This is a genomic window from Pseudomonas aestiva, assembly GCF_039908605.1.
GTDB lineage: Bacteria > Pseudomonadota > Gammaproteobacteria > Pseudomonadales > Pseudomonadaceae > Chryseomonas > Chryseomonas aestiva.
The window spans coordinates 1,438,112-1,456,307 of the sequence record NZ_CP150916.1 but is presented as its reverse complement, the minus strand read 5'-3'; the positions used below and the strand labels follow the sequence as shown (position 1 = coordinate 1,456,307).

Annotated in this window: 14 protein-coding genes; 8 read left to right on the top strand and 6 right to left on the bottom strand. The window is 68.3% G+C overall.

The window, feature by feature from the left end; translation table 11 throughout:
* Positions 1-166: 166 nt before the first annotated feature.
* The 4 genes from AABM56_RS06690 (at position 167) to AABM56_RS06675 (ending at position 6,890) form a co-directional block, all read left to right on the top strand.
* Positions 167-682 carry a sigma-70 family RNA polymerase sigma factor gene (locus AABM56_RS06690; protein WP_074584476.1) on the top strand — a complete coding sequence of 172 codons (516 nt, stop codon included), beginning with the start codon at positions 167-169 and terminating at the stop codon, positions 680-682.
* On the top strand, positions 679-1,632 hold the full coding sequence (locus AABM56_RS06685) for a FecR domain-containing protein (protein WP_133859765.1): 954 nt from the start codon (positions 679-681) through the stop codon (positions 1,630-1,632). The genes AABM56_RS06690 and AABM56_RS06685 overlap by 4 nt, the downstream gene beginning before the upstream one ends.
* A gap of 134 nt (positions 1,633-1,766) precedes the next feature.
* Entirely contained in the window at positions 1,767-4,163 is a 2,397-nt protein-coding gene (locus tag AABM56_RS06680) for a TonB-dependent siderophore receptor (RefSeq protein WP_347883923.1), read from the top strand.
* A 114-nt stretch (positions 4,164-4,277) separates the two neighbouring features.
* On the top strand, positions 4,278-6,890 hold the full coding sequence (locus AABM56_RS06675) for an excinuclease ABC subunit UvrA (protein WP_133859767.1): 2,613 nt from the start codon (positions 4,278-4,280) through the stop codon (positions 6,888-6,890).
* Here the strand turns inward: AABM56_RS06675 and AABM56_RS06670 are convergent.
* Entirely contained in the window at positions 6,887-8,020 is a 1,134-nt protein-coding gene (locus tag AABM56_RS06670; RefSeq protein WP_263259205.1) for an MFS transporter, read from the bottom strand. The two genes, AABM56_RS06675 and AABM56_RS06670, sit on opposite strands and share 4 nt — an antisense overlap.
* Before the next feature lie 203 nt (positions 8,021-8,223).
* Here AABM56_RS06670 and cobF point away from each other — a divergent pair, with 203 nt between their 5' ends.
* Complete coding sequence (cobF, locus tag AABM56_RS06665; protein ID WP_133859768.1) at positions 8,224-8,985, top strand: precorrin-6A synthase (deacetylating); 762 nt, start codon at positions 8,224-8,226, stop codon at positions 8,983-8,985.
* Here the strand turns inward: cobF and AABM56_RS06660 are convergent.
* A complete protein-coding gene (locus tag AABM56_RS06660; RefSeq protein WP_347883922.1) occupies positions 8,952-9,497 on the bottom strand; it encodes a GNAT family N-acetyltransferase in 546 nt (181 codons plus the stop codon). The genes cobF and AABM56_RS06660 overlap by 34 nt on opposite strands.
* A gap of 103 nt (positions 9,498-9,600) precedes the next feature.
* Here AABM56_RS06660 and AABM56_RS06655 point away from each other — a divergent pair, with 103 nt between their 5' ends.
* The 3 genes from AABM56_RS06655 to AABM56_RS06645 all read left to right on the top strand — a co-directional run bounded on the left by AABM56_RS06655 (position 9,601) and on the right by AABM56_RS06645 (position 12,549).
* Positions 9,601-10,008, top strand: a complete 408-nt coding sequence (locus AABM56_RS06655) for a hypothetical protein (RefSeq protein WP_347883921.1) — start codon at positions 9,601-9,603, stop codon at positions 10,006-10,008.
* An 89-nt stretch (positions 10,009-10,097) separates the two neighbouring features.
* Positions 10,098-11,471 carry a PepSY domain-containing protein gene (locus tag AABM56_RS06650; RefSeq protein WP_133859771.1) on the top strand — a complete coding sequence of 458 codons (1,374 nt, stop codon included), beginning with the start codon at positions 10,098-10,100 and terminating at the stop codon, positions 11,469-11,471.
* 469 nt (positions 11,472-11,940) lie between these two features.
* The gene (locus AABM56_RS06645) at positions 11,941-12,549 is read left to right on the top strand and encodes an NAD(P)H-dependent oxidoreductase (RefSeq protein WP_133859772.1); all 609 of its coding nucleotides are present in this window, start codon (positions 11,941-11,943) and stop codon (positions 12,547-12,549) included.
* A gap of 120 nt (positions 12,550-12,669) precedes the next feature.
* On the opposite strand, the gene hutC is transcribed toward AABM56_RS06645, so the two are convergent.
* The 4 genes from hutC to hutU form a co-directional block, all read right to left on the bottom strand.
* Positions 12,670-13,383: a histidine utilization repressor gene (gene hutC, locus AABM56_RS06640; RefSeq protein WP_133859773.1), complete on the bottom strand. Its 714-nt coding sequence runs from the start codon at positions 13,381-13,383 to the stop codon at positions 12,670-12,672.
* Positions 13,384-13,459: 76 nt separating this feature from the next.
* A complete protein-coding gene (hutH, locus tag AABM56_RS06635; protein ID WP_133859774.1) occupies positions 13,460-14,992 on the bottom strand; it encodes a histidine ammonia-lyase in 1,533 nt (510 codons plus the stop codon).
* Positions 14,993-15,041: 49 nt separating this feature from the next.
* Entirely contained in the window at positions 15,042-16,433 is a 1,392-nt protein-coding gene (locus AABM56_RS06630) for a cytosine permease (protein WP_347883920.1), read from the bottom strand.
* Positions 16,434-16,517: 84 nt separating this feature from the next.
* Positions 16,518-18,182, bottom strand: a complete 1,665-nt coding sequence (gene hutU, locus AABM56_RS06625) for a urocanate hydratase (RefSeq protein WP_347883919.1) — start codon at positions 18,180-18,182, stop codon at positions 16,518-16,520.
* Positions 18,183-18,196: the final 14 nt, after the last annotated feature.

The following is an 18,196-nucleotide window of genomic DNA, read 5'->3' as shown; positions in this document are numbered from 1 at the left end:
GCGGGTCTGCTCGGTCCAGACCGGATGCGGCAGGCGGAGCCCACCTGCCCTTTGGCCACCTGCCCGCTTCGTCGATCCGCTCGATCACGCATTGTGCGCCCTTCAGGCTTTAACTAAAATGAGACGCTTTATCATTTAAGACCGGCGCTCGCGCCAAGGATCTTCCATGCGCCCTGCCCTGTCTTCCGGCTCGCCCACCGTCGCCCTGGATCGGCTCTATCGCGATCATCACGGCTGGCTCAGCGGCTGGCTACGCGGGCGGCTGGGCAACGCGCCGGATGCGGCGGACATCGCCCAGGACACCTATCTGCGCATCCTCAGCTCCGGACGGCTGCCGCTGCGTGAGGACTCGCGGCGCTATCTGGTGCAGGTGGCCAAGGGGCTGGTGATCGATCTCTGGCGACGCCAGGAGGTGGAGCGCGCCTATCGCGAAGCCATCGCCCATCTCCCTGAGGCCCAGGTACCTTCGCCGGAGACGCACTGGCTGATCGTCGACGCCCTGCTGCGCATCGATGCCATGCTCGACGGCCTGCCCGGCCCGGTACGGGAAGCCTTCCTGCTGGCGCAATTCCAGCGGTTGACCCTGGCCGAGATCGCCGTGCGGCTGGATCTGGCGGTGATCACCGTACGTCGCTACATCCAGCGCGCCCTGGTGGCTTGCCTGGTGGCCGGCGAAGCATGAGTCCTCCCGCACCGCAGCTGCTCGAAGAAGCAGCCGAGTGGCTACTCGCGCTGAACTTCGACGACGCCGACGAGGCGCAGCGCCAGGCCTTCGAGCGCTGGCGAGCGCAGAGCGAGGCCCATCGCGCGGCCTGGGCACGGGCCGAGCGGGTCATGGGTGCCCTCGCCAGCGTTCCGCTGGATATCGGTCAGCAGGCGCTATGCCGCGCAGGTGACCGGGCCCTCAGCCGGCGGCGCACCCTGCGCCTGCTCACCGCCCTGCTGGTGGGGGCTCCCAGCGGCTGGCTGGCCCTGCGCACCCTGCGACTGGATACGCTGGGTGCCGAGCTGACGACCGCCATCAGCGAGCGGCGGTCCGTGCTACTCGCCGATGGCAGCCAATTGGTGCTGAACAGCGACTCCGCCTTGGACGTCCGCTTCGACGAAGGCACCCGCCGCCTGCACCTGCGACGGGGCGAGGTGCTGGTGACCACCCATGCCGATCCGGTCGTGCCGCGCCGACCCTTCGTGATCGACCTGGCACAAGGCGAGATCGAGGCCCTGGGCACCCGTTTCAGCGTGCGGTTGGAAGAGGCGCTGTGCTGGGTCGCGGTGTTCGCCCACGGCGTGGAAGTGCGTCCGCAACGGGGCGCTGCCGTACGCCTGGCTGCCGGGCAACAGGCCTGGTTCGACACCCGTGGCGTGCAGCGCATCACGCCGGTGGAGGAGGATGCCAGCCTCTGGACGCGCGGCATGCTGGTCGCCCACGAGCGCCCGCTGGCCGAGGTGCTGGCCGAACTGGGTCGCTATCGCCCAGGCCTGCTGCGCTGCGACCCGGCCGTCGCCGGGCTGCGGGTGTCCGGCGCCCTGTCACTGGACGATACCGACCAGGCCCTGCTGGCGCTGCAACGCACCCTGCCGATCCGCATCACCCGTCGCACCCGCTACTGGGTGGCGGTGGGCGCCCCCTGAACGTCAACGACGTCGCCGAAAAAAGTCCGCGTCCCCTGAGCACTTTTCCGCGCTCGTCCGGGATAGCTGCAGACACCCTCATGGGGAGCGGTGGCAGCCCGCGCCTGGTGCGCTTTAGAGGACGGCAACACGACATGGCAAAGATCCACCGGCAGCAACCCGGCACCCGACGCTTCACTCCGTTGATCCTGGCCGTCGCCCTGCAGGGCGTGCCCCTGGCCGGTGCCGGACTGGCCCTGCTGCCCCTGCCGGCTCTGGCGGCCGCGGAGGGGCGTGACTACCGGATTCCCGCGGGTCCGCTGAAAGCGGTACTGGCCCGCTTCGCCGCCACGGCCGGGGTCCAGCTGGTGTTCGATCCGGCGCCGCTGGCCGGTCGCATCAGTCAGGGGCTGCAGGGCCGCTATACCCTCGACCAGGGCTTCGAGCACCTGCTGCGTGGCAGCGGCTATCGCTGGAGCGAACGCGGTGCCGGTATCTACGCCCTGGAAGGTGGCAGCGCTGAGGCCGCCCTCGCGATGCCCGAGACCGTCATTCAGGCCAGTGCCGCAGGCGGCGGCGCCGATGTCGGCTACCGGCGCCCGGTCAGCACCAGCACCACGCGCCTGGGACTGAGCGAACGCCAGACACCCCAGGCGATCACCACCCTGACCCGCGACCAGGTCGAGGACTTCCACCTGCAGAGCATCAAGGACGCCCTGCGTGCCGCCCCGTCGGTCACCGTCGAGCAGACCGAGACCGATCGTACCCAGTTCACCTCGCGCGGCTTCGACATCAACAGCTTCCAGTACGACGGCATGGGCATGCCCTTCGTCAGCACCACCTTGGTGGGCGACCAGGATCTGGCGGAATACGAGCAGGTGGACGTCCTGCACGGGGCCAATGGCCTGATGAGCGGCACCGGCAATCCCTCCGCGGCGGTCAACTTCGTCCGCAAGCGGCCCAGCGCCGAGTTCCAGGCCAGGCTCGGCGCCAGCGTCGGTTCCTGGGACAACCGCCGGGTGGATGCCGATGTCTCCGGCCCCCTGACCGAGACCGGCAACGTGCGCGGACGCTTCATCTACGCCCACGACAAGGGCAATTCCTGGCTGGATCGCTATGGCCATGAAAAGAACATAGCGGCCGGTCTGGTAGCCTTCGACCTCAGCGACGCCGACACCCTGACCCTGGGTTTCTCCCAGCACAACAGCGACGCCAACGGCAGCTCCTGGGGCAACCTGCCGCTGGCCGACACGAACGGCGCTCCGCTGCACTACGGCCGTCGCAGTTCCAGCATCGGCCAGGACTGGACCTACTGGAATCTGGATACCCAGCGGGTCTTCGCTGAATTCACCCACGACTTCGGCAACGGCTGGCAGGGTACCCTCACGGCCACCGGCGTCACCGAGCGACAGAACGCCGACATGTACTACATCTTCGGGGTCAGCGGCGACGACGCCACTGCCTTCGGCGACCACTCCGCCAGCAAGGCGCACCAGCTGATCGGCGAGGCCAGGCTGTCCGGTCCCTTCGAACTGTTCGGCCGCGACCACGAACTCACCCTGGGCGCCAGCTACGGCCGGACCCACCAGAAATTGCGCGAAAAGATCCTCGCCGAGGACGGCTACTACCCCACCACCCTCTCCGGCTCCCTGGCCGGCGTCCCCGAGCCGTCGCTGCAATACACCGACGACAGCGGCCATACCCAGGACTTCATCGATCGCCAGAAGAGCCTGTTCGCCGGCGCCCGCTTCAACCTGATCGACGACCTGCACTGGATCGTCGGTGCGCGGATGCTCAGCGCCGATGCCAGCGGCCTGAGCTATGGCGACGACTACTACACCCGTGCCCATGGCGAGGTCACCCCCTATACCGGCCTGGTTTACGACCTGAATCCGCAGTGGAGTCTCTATGCCAGCTGGACCAGGATCTTCAGCCCGCAACACAGTTTCGGCCTGGATGGCCGGCTACTCGATCCGCTGGAGGGCAAGAGCCTGGAAGCGGGCATCAAGGGCGACCTGCTCGACGATCACCTGAGCCTGACCACCGCGGTGTTCAAGACCACGCAGCGCAACGTGGCCGCCACCTCGGTGCTCGCCGGTTCGCGCTATCTCTATGACACCACCGACTACCAGAGCCATGGCCTGGAACTGCAGGTCTCCGGCGAGGCGCTGCCCGGTCTGGACCTGCTGGCCGGTTACACCTATGTCCGCATCGACGACACGGACGGCGAGCGGGCGCGCAAATTCGTGCCCAGCCACAGCCTGCGCGGCCTGGCGACCTATCGCCTGCCAGGCCTGCCCCAGGCCAAGGTCGGCGCGCGGCTGAGATGGCAGAGCGGTATCGAGAACGACAACAACAGCCGCATCCGCCAGAACGCCTACGCGCTGGTGGATGTGCTGGGCAGCTACGATTTCGACGAGCATTGGAGCACCCAGCTCAATCTCAACAACCTCACCGACCGCAAATACCTGCTGTCGCTGTACAACAACGCCACCAGTGGCAACTACGGTGCGCCACGCAACGCGACGCTGTCGGTCAGCTACAACTTCTGAGACTGGGCAGGCGGCCGCCGAGATCTCCGTCCCGGCGTCCGCCATCGCCCGGCGATCCTTTGCGCCGTGCCGCGGTCCGAATCTGCACGCTCTCAGACAAGGTTTCCGCCCGTCATGCCCTCCTCCCCCCGTCCCGGTTTCGTCTCCGTCCGCGGTGCCCGCGAGCACAATCTGAAGAACGTCGATGTGGACATCCCCCGCGATGCCCTGGTGGTCTTTACCGGGGTGTCGGGCTCGGGCAAGTCGTCGCTGGCCTTCGGCACCCTCTATGCCGAGGCCCAGCGGCGCTATTTCGAATCCGTGGCGCCCTATGCGCGGCGGCTGATCGACCAGGTGGGGGTGCCCCAGGTGGAGGCCATCGAAGGCCTGCCACCGGCGGTGGCCCTGCAGCAGCAGCGTGGCCAGCCCAGCAGTCGCTCGTCCATGGGCAGCGTGACCGGGCTGTCCAGCCTGGTGCGCATGCTCTACTCCCGCGCCGGGCGCTACCCCGCCGACCAGCCGATGCTCTATGCCGAGGACTTCTCGCCCAACACGCCCCAGGGTGCCTGCCCGGAGTGCCACGGCCTGGGCCGGGTCTACGAGGTGACCGAGGCCTCCATGGTGCCGGACCCCTCGCTGACCATCCGCCAGCGCGCCATCGCCGCCTGGCCCACCGCCTGGGGCGGGCAGAATCTGAGGGACATCCTGGTCACCCTGGGCTATGACGTCGACACGCCCTGGCGCGACCTGCCGCAACAGCAGCGCGACTGGATCCTTTTCACCGAGGAGCAGCCCACGGTGCCGGTCTATGCCGGCCTCACCCCCGAGCAGACCCGTGCCGCGCTCAAGCGCAAGGCCGAGCCCAGCTACCAGGGCACCTACACCGGGGCGCGGCGCCATGTGCTGCACACCTTCGCCAATTCCCAGAGCGCCAAGATGAAGCAGCGCGCGGCGCGCTTCATGATCGGCCAGACCTGCCCGCTGTGCCACGGCAAGCGGCTGACCCGGGCGGCGCTCTCGGTGACCTTCGCCGGCCTGGACATCGGCGAGTTGTCGCGGCTGCCGCTGGACGACCTCACCGTGCTGCTGCGCCGGGTCGCTGCCGGCGATTTCGACGCGGCGAAGGATGCCCGCGTGCTGGACGCCAAGGCCGGTAAACAGGATCGCGCCCGGCGCAAGGCCGCCGGCGGCAGCGATCACGCCAGTGCCCCGGACGTGCGCCGTACCCCTGATCTTTCCCCGGAAAAACGCCTGGCCGCCCAACGCATGGCCACCGAATTGCTGGAACGGCTGCAGACCCTAACTCGCCTGGGCCTCGGCTACCTGGCGCTGGAACGCAGCACCACCACCCTCTCCTCCGGTGAGTTGCAGCGGCTGCGCCTGGCCACCCAGCTGGTGTCCCAGCTATTCGGCGTGGTCTATGTGCTGGACGAACCCTCCGCCGGCCTGCATCCCGCCGATGGCGAGGCGCTGCTGGAAGCCCTCGACGGCCTCAAGGCCCAGGGCAATTCGCTATTCGTGGTGGAGCACGACCTGGCCACCATGAAGCGTGCCGACTGGCTGGTGGATGTTGGTCCCGCGGCCGGCGAAGGCGGTGGCCGGGTACTCTACAGCGGTCCGCCCGCCGGTCTGGCCGAGGTCGAGGAGTCGGTGACGGCGCGCTATCTGTTCGCCACGCCGCAACGCGAGACCCGGCCGCCCCGCGAGCCCCAGGGCTGGCTGCGGCTGGCCGGGGTCACCCGCAACAACCTGCAGGGCCTGGACGCCGCCTTCCCCCTGGGCTGCCTGACGGCGGTGACCGGTGTCTCCGGTTCGGGCAAATCCAGCCTGGTCAGCCAGGCGCTGCTGGAACTGGTGGGCGCCGACCTGGGCCAGCGCGCCGCCGAAGATGGCGACGAGGCCCCCGAACTGGACGGCGATGCCCTGACCGCCACCACCGGCCAGGTAGTCGGTGGCCTCGGCGGTATACGTCGCCTGGTACCGGTGGACCAGAAGCCCATCGGCCGCACCCCACGCTCCAACCTGGCGACCTACACCGGGCTATTCGACGGGGTGCGCAAGCTGTTCGCCGCCACCCCCGAGGCCCAGGAACGAGGCTTCGACGCCGGACGCTTCTCCTTCAACGTCGCCAAGGGCCGCTGCCCGACCTGCGAAGGCGAAGGCTTCGTCAGCGTCGAGCTGCTGTTCATGCCCAGCGTCTATGCCGCCTGCCCCACCTGTCAGGGCGCCCGCTACAACCCCGAGACCCTGGAGGTGCGCTGGCAGGGCAAGACCATCGCCGAGGTGCTCGGCCTGACGGTGGACGAGGCCCTGGCCTTCTTCGCTACGGAAGCGTCGGTGGCACGAGCGCTGCGAGTACTGGTCGACATCGGCCTGGGCTATCTGCGCCTGGGCCAGCCGGCCACCGAACTCTCCGGCGGCGAGGCCCAGCGCATCAAGCTGGCCACCGAACTGCAGCGCACCAGCCGCGGCACCACCCTCTATGTGCTGGACGAACCCACCACCGGTCTGCACCCGGCCGACGTGGAGCGCCTGATGCGCCAGCTGCACGGCCTGGTCGATGAAGGCAACACCGTGGTGCTGGTGGAGCACAACCTGCAGGTGGTGGCCAGCAGCGACTGGCTGATCGACATCGGTCCCGGTGCCGGCACCGCGGGCGGCCGCATCGTCGCCTGCGGCACGCCCCGGGCGGTGGCGGACGATCCCGCCAGTCCCACGGCGCCCTATCTGCGCCCCCTGTTCGACTAGCCTGCCAGCGGTGCCACGCTGCGGCGACAGGCTGCCAGCACCAGCAGCGTCAGCGTCGCCGCCAGGGCACCGAACTGGAAGGTGGCGGCGGAGCCGAGGAAGTGCCAGAGCGCACCGGCAATGCTGCTGGCCAGCAGCAGGGCGATGCCGCTGACCAGGTTGAACAGGCCGAAGGCGGTACCGCGCAATTCGGCCGGGGCGGTGCGGGCGACCATGGCGGCGAGCAGCCCCTGGGTCATGCCCATGTGCAGGCCCCAGAGCACGATGCCCAGCGCCAGACCGGTCCACCCGCTGCTGAAGGCCAGGGCCAGGTCGGCCAGGATCAGCAGCACTAGGCCCCAGGCCAGCAGCGTGCGATGGCTGACCCGGTCGGACAGCGCCCCCAGCGGATAGGCCGACAGCGAGAACACCAGCTGCATGCCCACCATCACCAGCGGCACCAGCGCCAGGGGCACGCCCACCTGCTCGGCCTTGAGCACTAGGAAGGCCTCGCTGAAGCGCGCCAGGGTGAAGAGGCCGCCGAGCAGCGCCACCTGCCAGAAGGCCGCCGGCAGCTTGCGCAGCTGACTGCGGGTGAGCGGATTGGTGCGTGCCTGGACGATGGCCGCCTGGGGCTCATCCAGCCCGAAATACAGCAGGGCCACGGCGATAAAGGCCGGGATCACCGCCACCCAGAACACCGCGCGGAAATCGTTGGCCCAGAGCAGCATCAGCCCCACCGCCAGCAGCGGACCGAGAAAGGCGCCGAAGGTGTCCAGCGACTGGCGCAGGCCATAGGCGGCGCCACGGATCTCCGGCGGCGTGACGTCGGCCACCAGGGCATCGCGCGGCGCCCCGCGGATGCCCTTGCCGATGCGATCCATGAAGCGCGCGCCGAATACCAGGCCGGCACCGCTGGCCAGGGCGAACAGCGGCTTGCTCAGGGCGCCCAGGCCATAGCCCAGCACCGCCAGGCCCTTGCGCTTGCCCAGGTAGTCGCTGATGACGCCGGAAAAGATCTTGGTGATGAGCGCGGTGGCCTCGGCCACCCCTTCGAGGATGCCGATGTAGAGCACGCTCAGGCCCAGGCCGGTGGCCAGGAACAGCGGCAGCAGGCTGTGGATCATCTCCGAAGAGATGTCCATGAACATGCTCACCCCACCCAGAATCCAGACCCCGCGGGGTATCCGTCGCCAGCTCGCCGTCATCGTCACGCCCCTGTCCTCCTTGATCCTGTCCATCCCTGCCTGGCAGCAGGCAAACCGGTCGAAACTAGCATGACGATTGCCCGAGTCTCTACGGAGAAGACATCCCCCGTTACACTGGGCGCCGCTCTTTCCTTCGAGGCCACCCCATGAAAACCCTGCTGGTCATCGGCATCGGCGCTGGCGATCCCGACTACCTCACCCTCCAGGCCGTCGCCGCCCTCAATCGCGCCAGAACCTTCTTCCTGTTCGACAAGGGCACGGAAAAGGACAGCCTGATCCACCTGCGTGAAACCATCTGCGCCCGCCACATCCGCCAGGCGGACTATCGGTTCGTCACCGCGCCCATCCCCGAGCGCCGCCGCGAAGGCGACTATCGTCAGGCGGTGGACGATCTCAACGCCGCCAAGCAGGCGCTGATGGTGGAGATGATCGAGCACGAGCTGGCGGACGACGAATGCGGCGCCTTCCTGGTCTGGGGCGATCCGGCGCTGTACGACAGCACCCTGCGCATCCTGGCGGCGATCCGGCGCGAAGGCCGGCTGGACTTCGACTACGAGGTGATCCCCGGCATCTCCAGCGTCCAGGCCCTGGCCGCGCGCCACCGGGTGCCGCTCAATCGCATCGGCCAGGCCCTGGAGATCACCCCCGGCCGGCGCCTGGAGCGCTTCCCCGCGCACCTGGACAGTCTGGTGGTGATGCTCGATTCCCACGAAGCCTATCGCCGCCTGGACGAGCCCGGTCTGCATATCTACTGGGGTGCCTACGTCGGTACGGCGGACGAGATCCTCATCGCCGGTCCGCTGCAGGAGGTAGCCGAGGAGATCCACCGGGTACGCAGCGCTGCGCGCGAAGAACACGGCTGGATCATGGACACCTATCTGCTCTGTCGGGGGCCGGCGGACGCCTGAGGGCTGTCCAGCCATCGGTCCAGATGGAGGGTCTGCCAGGGCAAGGCCGTCTCCCGCGCGACGACCCGGAAGCCCTGGTCCAGCCAGAAGGCTTCGGCCCCGGGCAGGAAGGGATGGGTGTGCAGGTAGAGGCGCTCCACGGTATCGCGTCGCGCCTGGGTCAGCAGCGCCGCGAACAGCCGCCGCGCCAGGCCTTGGCGCCGCTGCCGGGGCACCACGAACAGCCGGACCACCTCCACCACCCGCTCGCCGGGATAGGCCAGCTGGGCAAAGCGCCGGTCGTAGGGCCGGTAGCCGATGCTGCCGAGGGGCTCTCCGGCGGCGCCCCGGGCGATCAGCAGGCAGCCATGACCCGCGCCATAGTGGTCGGCGAAGCGCCGTAGATCCCGGGGTACGGCCGTCGCCTCGACCCGGCTACCGAACAGCTCGTGATAGCTCGCCAGCAAAAAGCTCAGCGTCTCGTCATCCGCCACGGTGAGCCGTTCGAGGGTGATGGGTGGCGCTTCGCTCATGGTCCTGTGCGTCTCTCTGGCAGTGGCAGGGGCGCGACATTTCGGCGCAGGTCCGCGCCGGCCGGGCTGTGCGCCGCCCGCGACGATGATACAGTCCCTCGCCATGAAAACCGTCCGTTCACCGCGCGCCTCGCTCGCCTGGATGCTGCTCGCCTGCATCCTGCTGAACGGACTCGTCTGCGCCCTGGGCCACGGTCAGATGCTGGCGCGCTTGACCCTGCCGGTCCTGCCGCCCCTTACCCAGGCACACGAGCACCATCACGGTCTGCACGCCCAGACCGCCCAGGGTGACATGGCCGGCATGCATGCGGGCCTGCCGAGCGGCAGCGTGACCACCCTTTCCCCCACGGGTGATTGCGTCTTCGCCGCCACCCTGTTCCTCGCCACGCTGGCCGCCGTCGTGCTGCAGTGGCTGCTGCGCCCCGGCGATCCTCATCGTCCTCGCTACCAGAGCGTCCTGCCGCCGCCACCGCGCGCACGACGCTCCACGCTCCATCCCCAGGCCCCCTGACACCCCGGCGACGAAAGACGGCTGTCCTCCTTTTTCGTAATCCCGCGCGTGGCCTCTCGCTGGCTGCGCGTCGCTCCGTGGTGAACGATATGACTTCGCACCCCTCCGTTCCGGCCGCCAAGACGCCGGGGCCGCTGCTGCAGCTGTTGGCGCGGCTGCATTTTCTCATCGGTCTGTTCGTCGGTCCCTTCCTGCTGGTGGCCGCCGCCAGCGGCCTGATCTATGCCCTCACGCCGCAACTCGAGGCGCACCTCTATGCCGAGGCCCTGCACACCCCCAGCCGCGGCAAGCCCCTGCCGCTGGCCGAGCAGATCCATATCGCCCAGGCCGCGGTAGGCCCCACCCTGACCCTGGGCGCGGTGCGCCCGGCCCCTGCCGAGGGCGATACCACCCGGGTGATGTTCAATGATCCGGCGCTGGGCGAGTCGACCCATCGAGCGCTGTTCATCGACCCGGTCACCGGCGCCATCCGCGGCGATCTGGCGGTCTATGGCACCAGCGGCATCCTGCCGCTGCGCACCACCATCGACCAGTTCCACCGCAGCCTGCTGCTGGGCGAGCCCGGTCGTCTCTACAGCGAGCTGGCCGCCTCCTGGCTGTGGGTCGCGGCCCTCGGCGGCCTGACCCTGTGGTTGGCACGCCGCCGCCAGCGCCGCCCGGCCCGGGGCCTGCGCGGCCTGCACGCCTGCACCGGCGTCTGGCTGCTGGGTGGCCTGCTGTTCCTCTCCGCCACCGGCCTGACCTGGTCGCGCTTCGCCGGCGACAACATCGGCGTGCTGCGCGCCCACTACGGCTGGTCCACGCCAGGCGTGAAGACCGCCCTGGGCACCGCGCTGACACCCACCATGGCCCATGACGAGCACGCCGATCACCATGGCGCCATGCACATGGCCATGGGGCCGGCTCTGGATCCGGCCACCTTCGACCGGGTACTGGCCAGCGCCCGCGCCGCCGGCATCGACGCCGGCAAGCTGGAGATCCGCCCGGCCCGCAGTGCCGACAAGGCCTGGACGGTCAGTGAGATCGACCGGCGCTGGCCGACCCGGGTGGATGCCGTCGCCGTCGACCCGACCAGCTTCAAGGTGGTCGATCAGGTGCGCTTCGCCCAGTACTCGCTGCCAGCCAAGCTGACCCGCTGGGGTATCGATGCCCACATGGGCGTGCTGTTCGGCCTGGCCAACCAGCTGGTGCTGGCGGCCATCGCCCTGGGCCTGCTGGTGATGACCGTCTGGGGCTATCTGCTCTGGTGGCGCCGCCGGCCCAGCCGCGATCCGGCGCAACCCGGGCTGCTCGCCCTCTGGCGCCAGCTGTCGCCGCTGCCGCGTCTGCTGGTGCCGGCGACGGCCCTGCTGATCGGTCTGTGCCTGCCGGTGCTGGGCGGCAGCCTGCTGCTGTTCCTGCTGCTGGACACCCTGCTCGGCCTGCGCGGCCCAGCGCTGCGCACGGAGGCCGGTTCGGCTTGAGGTGGGCTGGGTAGCTGTTGGGCTTCGCTACGCTCAACCCAACCTACATAGCCTCCCCCTCACCCAGCCGTAGCGTGGAAAATCGCGCAGCGTTCGCCACCTGTGCGACGCCGAACGCGTGGACAAGGCTACGCCATTGTCCACTCTACAGCGCACGCAGGCTCCCGCTCACACCAAACCACCCCCTCTCCCTCCGGGTGAGGGTCCGTCCCAAATCGCAGCCGTAGCGTGGAAAACCGCGCAGCGTTTTCCACCTGGGTCCATCCCGAACGCGTGGAATGCAGCCTCCTGCCCGCGCCAGACCATCCCCTCTCCCTCCGGGAGAGGGCTGGGGTGAGGGTCCGCCCAACACGGTTTGTCAGGCCGAGAATCCCCCCAGACCATCCATCGGCACACCCCCCTTCGAGGCTGGCGCTCCCCAGCGAGACGCTTATAGTTATCGCAATCCCCATCCCTCGAGGATCCGCCCATGCCCCGACTGCTGCACGTGATAGGTTCGCCCCGCCAGGATCGTTCCGCCTCGCTGGAAGTCGCCACCGCCTTCATCCAGGCCTGGCAGGGCGAACATCCCGACGCCGAGGTGGATACCCTCGATGCCTGGCACTGCGACCTGCCGGAATTCGACGGTCCCATCCTCGACGCCAAGTACGCCGGCATCCAGGGCGAGTCCCTCAGCGCCGAGCAGGCGCACGCCTGGACAGTGGCCAAGGCGCTGGCACAGCGCTTCAAGGCCGCCGATGTGCTGGTGTTCGGCGTGCCCGGCTGGAATTTCGGCATCCCTTACAAGCTCAAGCAGCTGTTCGACGTGGTCAGCCAGAAGGACCTGCTGTTCACCTTCGACGAGCGCGGCCTCAATGGCCTGCTCGGCGGTCGCCAGGCACTGGTGATCGCCGCCCGCGGTGCGGCCCTGGATCGCCAGGAGCACCAGGAATCCTATCTGCGCACCTGGTGCGAGATGGTCGGCATCGACCGGATGCATACCGTGGTGGTGGAAAAGACCCTGTTCGGTGCCGAGGTCGACCAGGCTTCACGCGACCAGGCCAAACAGGACGCCGTGGCGCTGGTGGGCAAGCTCTGATCGCTGGCTGCAGGGGCTACCCTCTCCCCGAGGGAGAGGGGGCAAATCGGCGCGTGCGAACAGTCTCGTAGGTTGGGCTGAGCGCAGCGAAGCCCAACACCCCTCCCCACTCCACGCCCCTCAGCGATGCCGGGTCGTTGAACTCAGCTTGTACCTGTCGCCCGGATGCAGCAGCCGCACATAGCTGACCAGGTGTTCGTCCGACCAGGTCCGGCGGATCATCGACAGGCAGGCCGCGCCTTCGGCGATATCCAGCCAGAGTGCGGTCTGGGCATTGGCCAGTACCGCCTCGACGATGTGCTCCACATCGCTGATCGGACAGCTGGCCACCAGCACCTCGTTGGGGGTCTGGCGGCTGAAATCGCTTTCCAGGTAGTGCGGCACCCAGCGCGGATTGACGTAACGATCTTCCAACTGGATGGGCAGGCCGTTCTCGCGATGCACCAGGATGCTGTGGAACACCTGGCTGCCGATCCGCAGCCCCAGGCGCAAGGCCACCTCGTCGTCGGCGGCGATGGCCTCGCTGCGCAGCACCTCGTTGGAATACGCATGCCCCCGGGCGCGTACCTCGGCGGCGATGTTCATCACCTCGTGCAGCGAGGATTCGGCCTTGCGCTCGATGACGAAGGTGCCGAGCCCCGCCTGGCGCATCAGGTAGCCCTGCTGCACCAGGCGGGTGATGGCCTTGTTGGCGGTCATGCGGCTGACGGCGAAATCCCGCGCCAGCTGCTCCTCGGTGGGAATCTGGTGATGCACCGGGTAGGCACCACCCTGGATGCGTTCGAGCAGGAAGTCCTCGATCACCTTGTAGCGCGGGGGTGTCGTGCTGCTCACGCGAACTCCAGGCCGGAAAATGGGACGCCGATGATAACGCGCGGTCCGGCGTTCTGACTGCCGGACCGCGTCCCTCTCAGAGACTGGGCAGCAGCCGCGGCGTGACCAGCGCGTTCAGGCAGCCGCTGGCCAGCAATGCGCTGGCGGCCTCGATGTCGGGGGCGAAGAAGCGGTCTTCCTGGTAGTAGGGCACCTGTTCGCGTAGCAGGCTGCGCGCCCTTTCCAGGCGTTCCGAACTCTTCAGGCCGTGACGGAAATCCAGGCCCTGACAGGCGCCCAGCCACTCGATGGCGAGGATGCCGCGCACGTTCTCGGCCATGGCCCACAGTCGCTTGCCGGCATTGGGCGCCATGGAGACGTGGTCTTCCTGGTTGGCCGAGGTGGGCAGGCTGTCGACGCTGGCCGGATGGGCCAGGGCCTTGTTGTCGCTGGCCAGGGCCGCGGCGGTGACCTGGGCGATCATGAAGCCGGAATTGACCCCGCCGTTCTCCACCAGGAAAGGCGGCAGCTGGGACATGTGCCGGTCCATCATCAGCGAGGTGCGCCGCTCCGACAGGGCACCGATCTCGGCCAGCGCCAGGGCCAGGTTGTCGGCGGCCATGGCCACCGGCTCGGCGTGGAAGTTGCCACCGGAGATGACGTCGCCCTCCTCGGCGAATACCAGGGGGTTGTCGGACACAGCGTTGGCTTCCACCTCCAGGACCTCGGCGGCCTGGCGCAACTGGGTCAGGCAGGCACCCATCACCTGGGGCTGGCAACGCAGCGAATAGGGATCCTGGACCTTGTCGCAGTTGGCATGGGAACGGGAGACCTCGCTGCTGTCAGTGAGCAGCTCGCGATAGGCCGCGGCCACGTCGATCTGGCCGCGCTGGCCCCGCGCGGCATGGATGCGCGCATCGAAGGGCGCCCGGGAACCGAGCATGGCCTCAACGCTCAGGCCGCCGCAGACCGTGGCCGCGGCGAACAGGTCTTCGCCCTCGAACAGCCCGCGCAAGGCATAGGCGGTGGACACCTGGGTGCCATTGAGCAGCGCCAGGCCCTCCTTGGCGGCCAGGGTTATGGGTTCGAGACCCGCCACCGCCAGCGCCTCGCGGGCCGGCAGCCACTGGCCCCGATAGCGCGCCTTGCTCTCGCCGATCAGCACCAGCGACAGGTGCGCCAGCGGCGCCAGGTCACCGGAGGCCCCTACCGAACCCTTGAGCGGAATGTGCGGATAGACCTCGGCATTGATCAGGCCGATCAGGGCTTCGATGACCTGCCGGCGGATGGCGGAAAAGCCACGGGCCAGGCTGTTGACCTTGAGCAGCAGGATCAGCCGCACCAGGTCGTCGTCCAGTGCCTCGCCCACCCCGGCGGCATGGGACAGCACCAGGGAGCGCTGCAGCTTTTCCAGATCCGCCGGCGCGATCCGCGTCGAGGCCAGCAGGCCGAAGCCGGTGTTGATGCCATAGGCGGTCCGGCCTTCGGCCAGGATGTTTTCCACGCAGGCCACGCTGGCATCGATGGCCGGATAGGCCGCCGGATCGAGCTCGACGCGCAGCGGCTGCTGATAGGCCTGGCGCAGCTGGGTCAGATCGAGGGTGCCAGGTTTCAGGGTCAGGGTGTTCATCTAGGACTCCAGAGCCGCACACCGCAGGTGTCGGCGTTGATCGAGAAATTCAGATTGCCGCCGGGCGCGTGTTCGGCAGTGGTTGGCGACGGGCCAGCAGGTAGTAGAGGACCGCCGGCACCAGCAGGCCGATGATCCAGGAGATGTCCACGCCGCCCAGATGCGCCACCAGCGGGCTGGTGTAGAGTTTGGTCGAGAGGAACGGCAGCTGGATCAGCACCCCGACGCCGTAGGCGAGCAGGCCGGCCCGATTCCAGCGACCGTAGCGCCCGTCAGGATCAGCCAGGGCGGACAGGTCGTAGCGGCCGTGGTTGACGGCGTAGTAGTCCACCAGGTTGACCGCGCTCCAGGGCGTGAAGAAGGTCAGCAGGAAGAGGATGAATGACTTGAATGCGCCGAGGAATTCCCGCTGGCCAAGCAGCGCCACCAGGGTGGCGGCGCCGACGATGGCGAGCACGAAGAACACCCGCTGGAGCCGCGACACCTCCAGATGACCGCGAAAGCCACTGATCACCGTGGCGATGCACATGAAGCTGCCATAGGAATTGAGCGTGGAGATAGTGATCTTGCCAAAGGCGATGCTGAAGTACAGCAGCGCCGCGGTAACACCACTGCCGCCAAGGCCGACGATATAGGCCACCTCGCGCCCGGCAAACTCGCCGTTCGCCAGGGCTGCAGCCAGCACGCCGAGGATCATGGCCGCCTGGGCGCCGAGTATCGAACCGGCCCCCACGGCGGCAAAGGTTTTCCAGCTCGAAGTAGCGCTCGGCAGATAACGGGAATAGTCCGCCACATAGGGGCCATAGGCGATCTGCCAGGAAGCGGCCAGGGACACGGCCAGTAGAAAGGACGCCCAGCTGAAGTAGCGGATCTGCAGCAAGGCGCCCAGGTCGCCCAGGCTGATCAACCGGGCGAACAGGTAGCAGAAGGCGAGGATGCCCAGGACGCTGGCCAGTCGACCGACCCAGTGGATCACCCGGTAGCCGAGGACCGTGGCCACCACGATGCAGGTGGCGAAGACCAGGATGCCGGCACTGTCGCTGATGCCGGCCAGCTGGGCGATCGCCTGGCCGGACAGCACGGTGCCCGTGGCGGTGAAGCCCAGGTACATCAGGCACACCAGCACGATGGGAATCGCCGCGCCATAGACGCCGAACTGCACCCGGCTGGAGATCATCTGCGGGAGGCCGAGCCGGGGGCCCTGGACGGCATGCAGCGCCATCACCCCACCGCCCAGCAACTGGCCGATGAACAGCCCGATCAACGACCAGAAGACATCACCTCCCAGCACCACGGCGAGGGCACCGGTGACGATGGCGGTGATCTGCAGGTTGGCGCCCAGCCAGAGGGTGAACTGGCTGTAGAGCCGACCGTGCCGCTCGGTCTCGGGAATGAAGTCGATCGAGCGCCGCTCGATCAGGGGGGTGTTGGCCTTGGGCATGGTTCGCGCTCCACGGCGCCGAAGGTCGGCGCTCTTGTTGTTGTCGGGAACGGGACGCCGGTGCTACCACCGGCGTCAGGACGCTCAACTCTTGATCATGGGCAGATTCAGGCCCTGCTCGCGGACGCATTCGATGGCAATGTCGTAGCCGGCATCGGCGTGGCGCATCACTCCGGTGGCCGGGTCGTTGTGCAGGACCCGGGCGATACGGGCCGCGGCGGCGTCGCTGCCGTCGCAGACGATGACCATGCCGGAGTGCTGGGAGAAGCCCATCCCCACCCCGCCACCATGGTGCAGCGAGACCCAGGTGGCACCGCTGGCGGTATTGAGCAGGGCATTGAGCAGCGGCCAGTCGGAGACGGCATCGGAGCCGTCCTGCATGGCCTCGGTCTCGCGGTTGGGGCTGGCCACCGAGCCGGAGTCCAGGTGGTCGCGACCGATGACGATGGGCGCCTTGAGTTCGCCGCTGCGCACCATCTCGTTGAAGGCCAGGCCCAGCCTGGCCCGCTGGCCCAGGCCGACCCAGCAGATGCGTGCCGGCAAGCCCTGGAAGGCGATGCGCTCGCGGGCCATGTCCAGCCAGCGGTGCAAATGGGCATCGTCGGGGATCAGCTCCTTGACCTTGGCGTCGGTGCGCTGGATGTCCTCGGGATCGCCCGACAGCGCGGCCCAGCGGAAGGGGCCGATGCCGCGGCAGAACAGCGGGCGGATATAGGCCGGGACGAAGCCCGGGAAGGCGAAGGCATCGGCGACCCCGGCTTCCTGGGCCATCTGACGGATGTTGTTGCCGTAGTCGAAGGTCGGGACGCCGCGCTTCTGGAAGTCGAGCATGGCCTGGACGTGCATGGCCATGGACTGCTTGGCGGCCTTGACCACCCCAGCCGGATCGGTGGCTGCACGATCCCGGTATTCGGCCCAGGTCCAGCCGATCGGCAGATAGCCGTTGAGGGGATCGTGGGCGCTGGTCTGGTCGGTGACCATATCCGGGCGCACGCCGCGGCGGACCAGTTCGGGCAGGATCTCGGCGGCGTTGCCCAGCAGGGCGACGGAGATCGCCTTGCCTTCACGGGTGTACTGAGTGATACGCGCCAGGGCGTCATCGAGGTCAGTGGCCTGCTCGTCGACATAGCGGCTGCGCAGACGGAAGTCGATACGACTCTGCTGGCATTCGATGTTCAGCGAACAGGCGCCGGCCAGGGTCGCGGCCAGGGGCTGGGCACCGCCCATGCCGCCGAGACCGGCGGTCAGCACCCAGCGGCCGCGCAGGTCACCCTGGTAGTGCTGACGCCCGGCCTCGACAAAGGTCTCGTAGGTGCCCTGGACGATGCCCTGGCTGCCGATGTAGATCCAGCTGCCGGCGGTCATCTGGCCGTACATGGCCAGGCCCTTGGCATCCAGTTCGTTGAAGTGCTCCCAGCTGGCCCAGTGCGGTACCAGGTTGGAATTGGCGATCAGCACCCGCGGGGCGTCGGCGTGGGTCTTGAATACCCCCACCGGCTTGCCCGATTGCACCAGCAGGGTCTCGTCGTCGCCCAGTTCCTTGAGGGTGGCGACGATGCGGTCGTAGCTTTCCCAATCGCGCGCCGCCCGGCCGATGCCACCGTAGACCACCAGCTCCTCGGGATTTTCCGCGACCGCGGGATCGAGATTGTTCATCAGCATGCGCAGCGGCGCCTCGGTCAGCCAGCTCCTGGCATTGAGCTGGGTGCCGCGGGGGGCGCGGATCTCACCTTCACGAAAGCGGGTCATGGAATCTTCCTCTC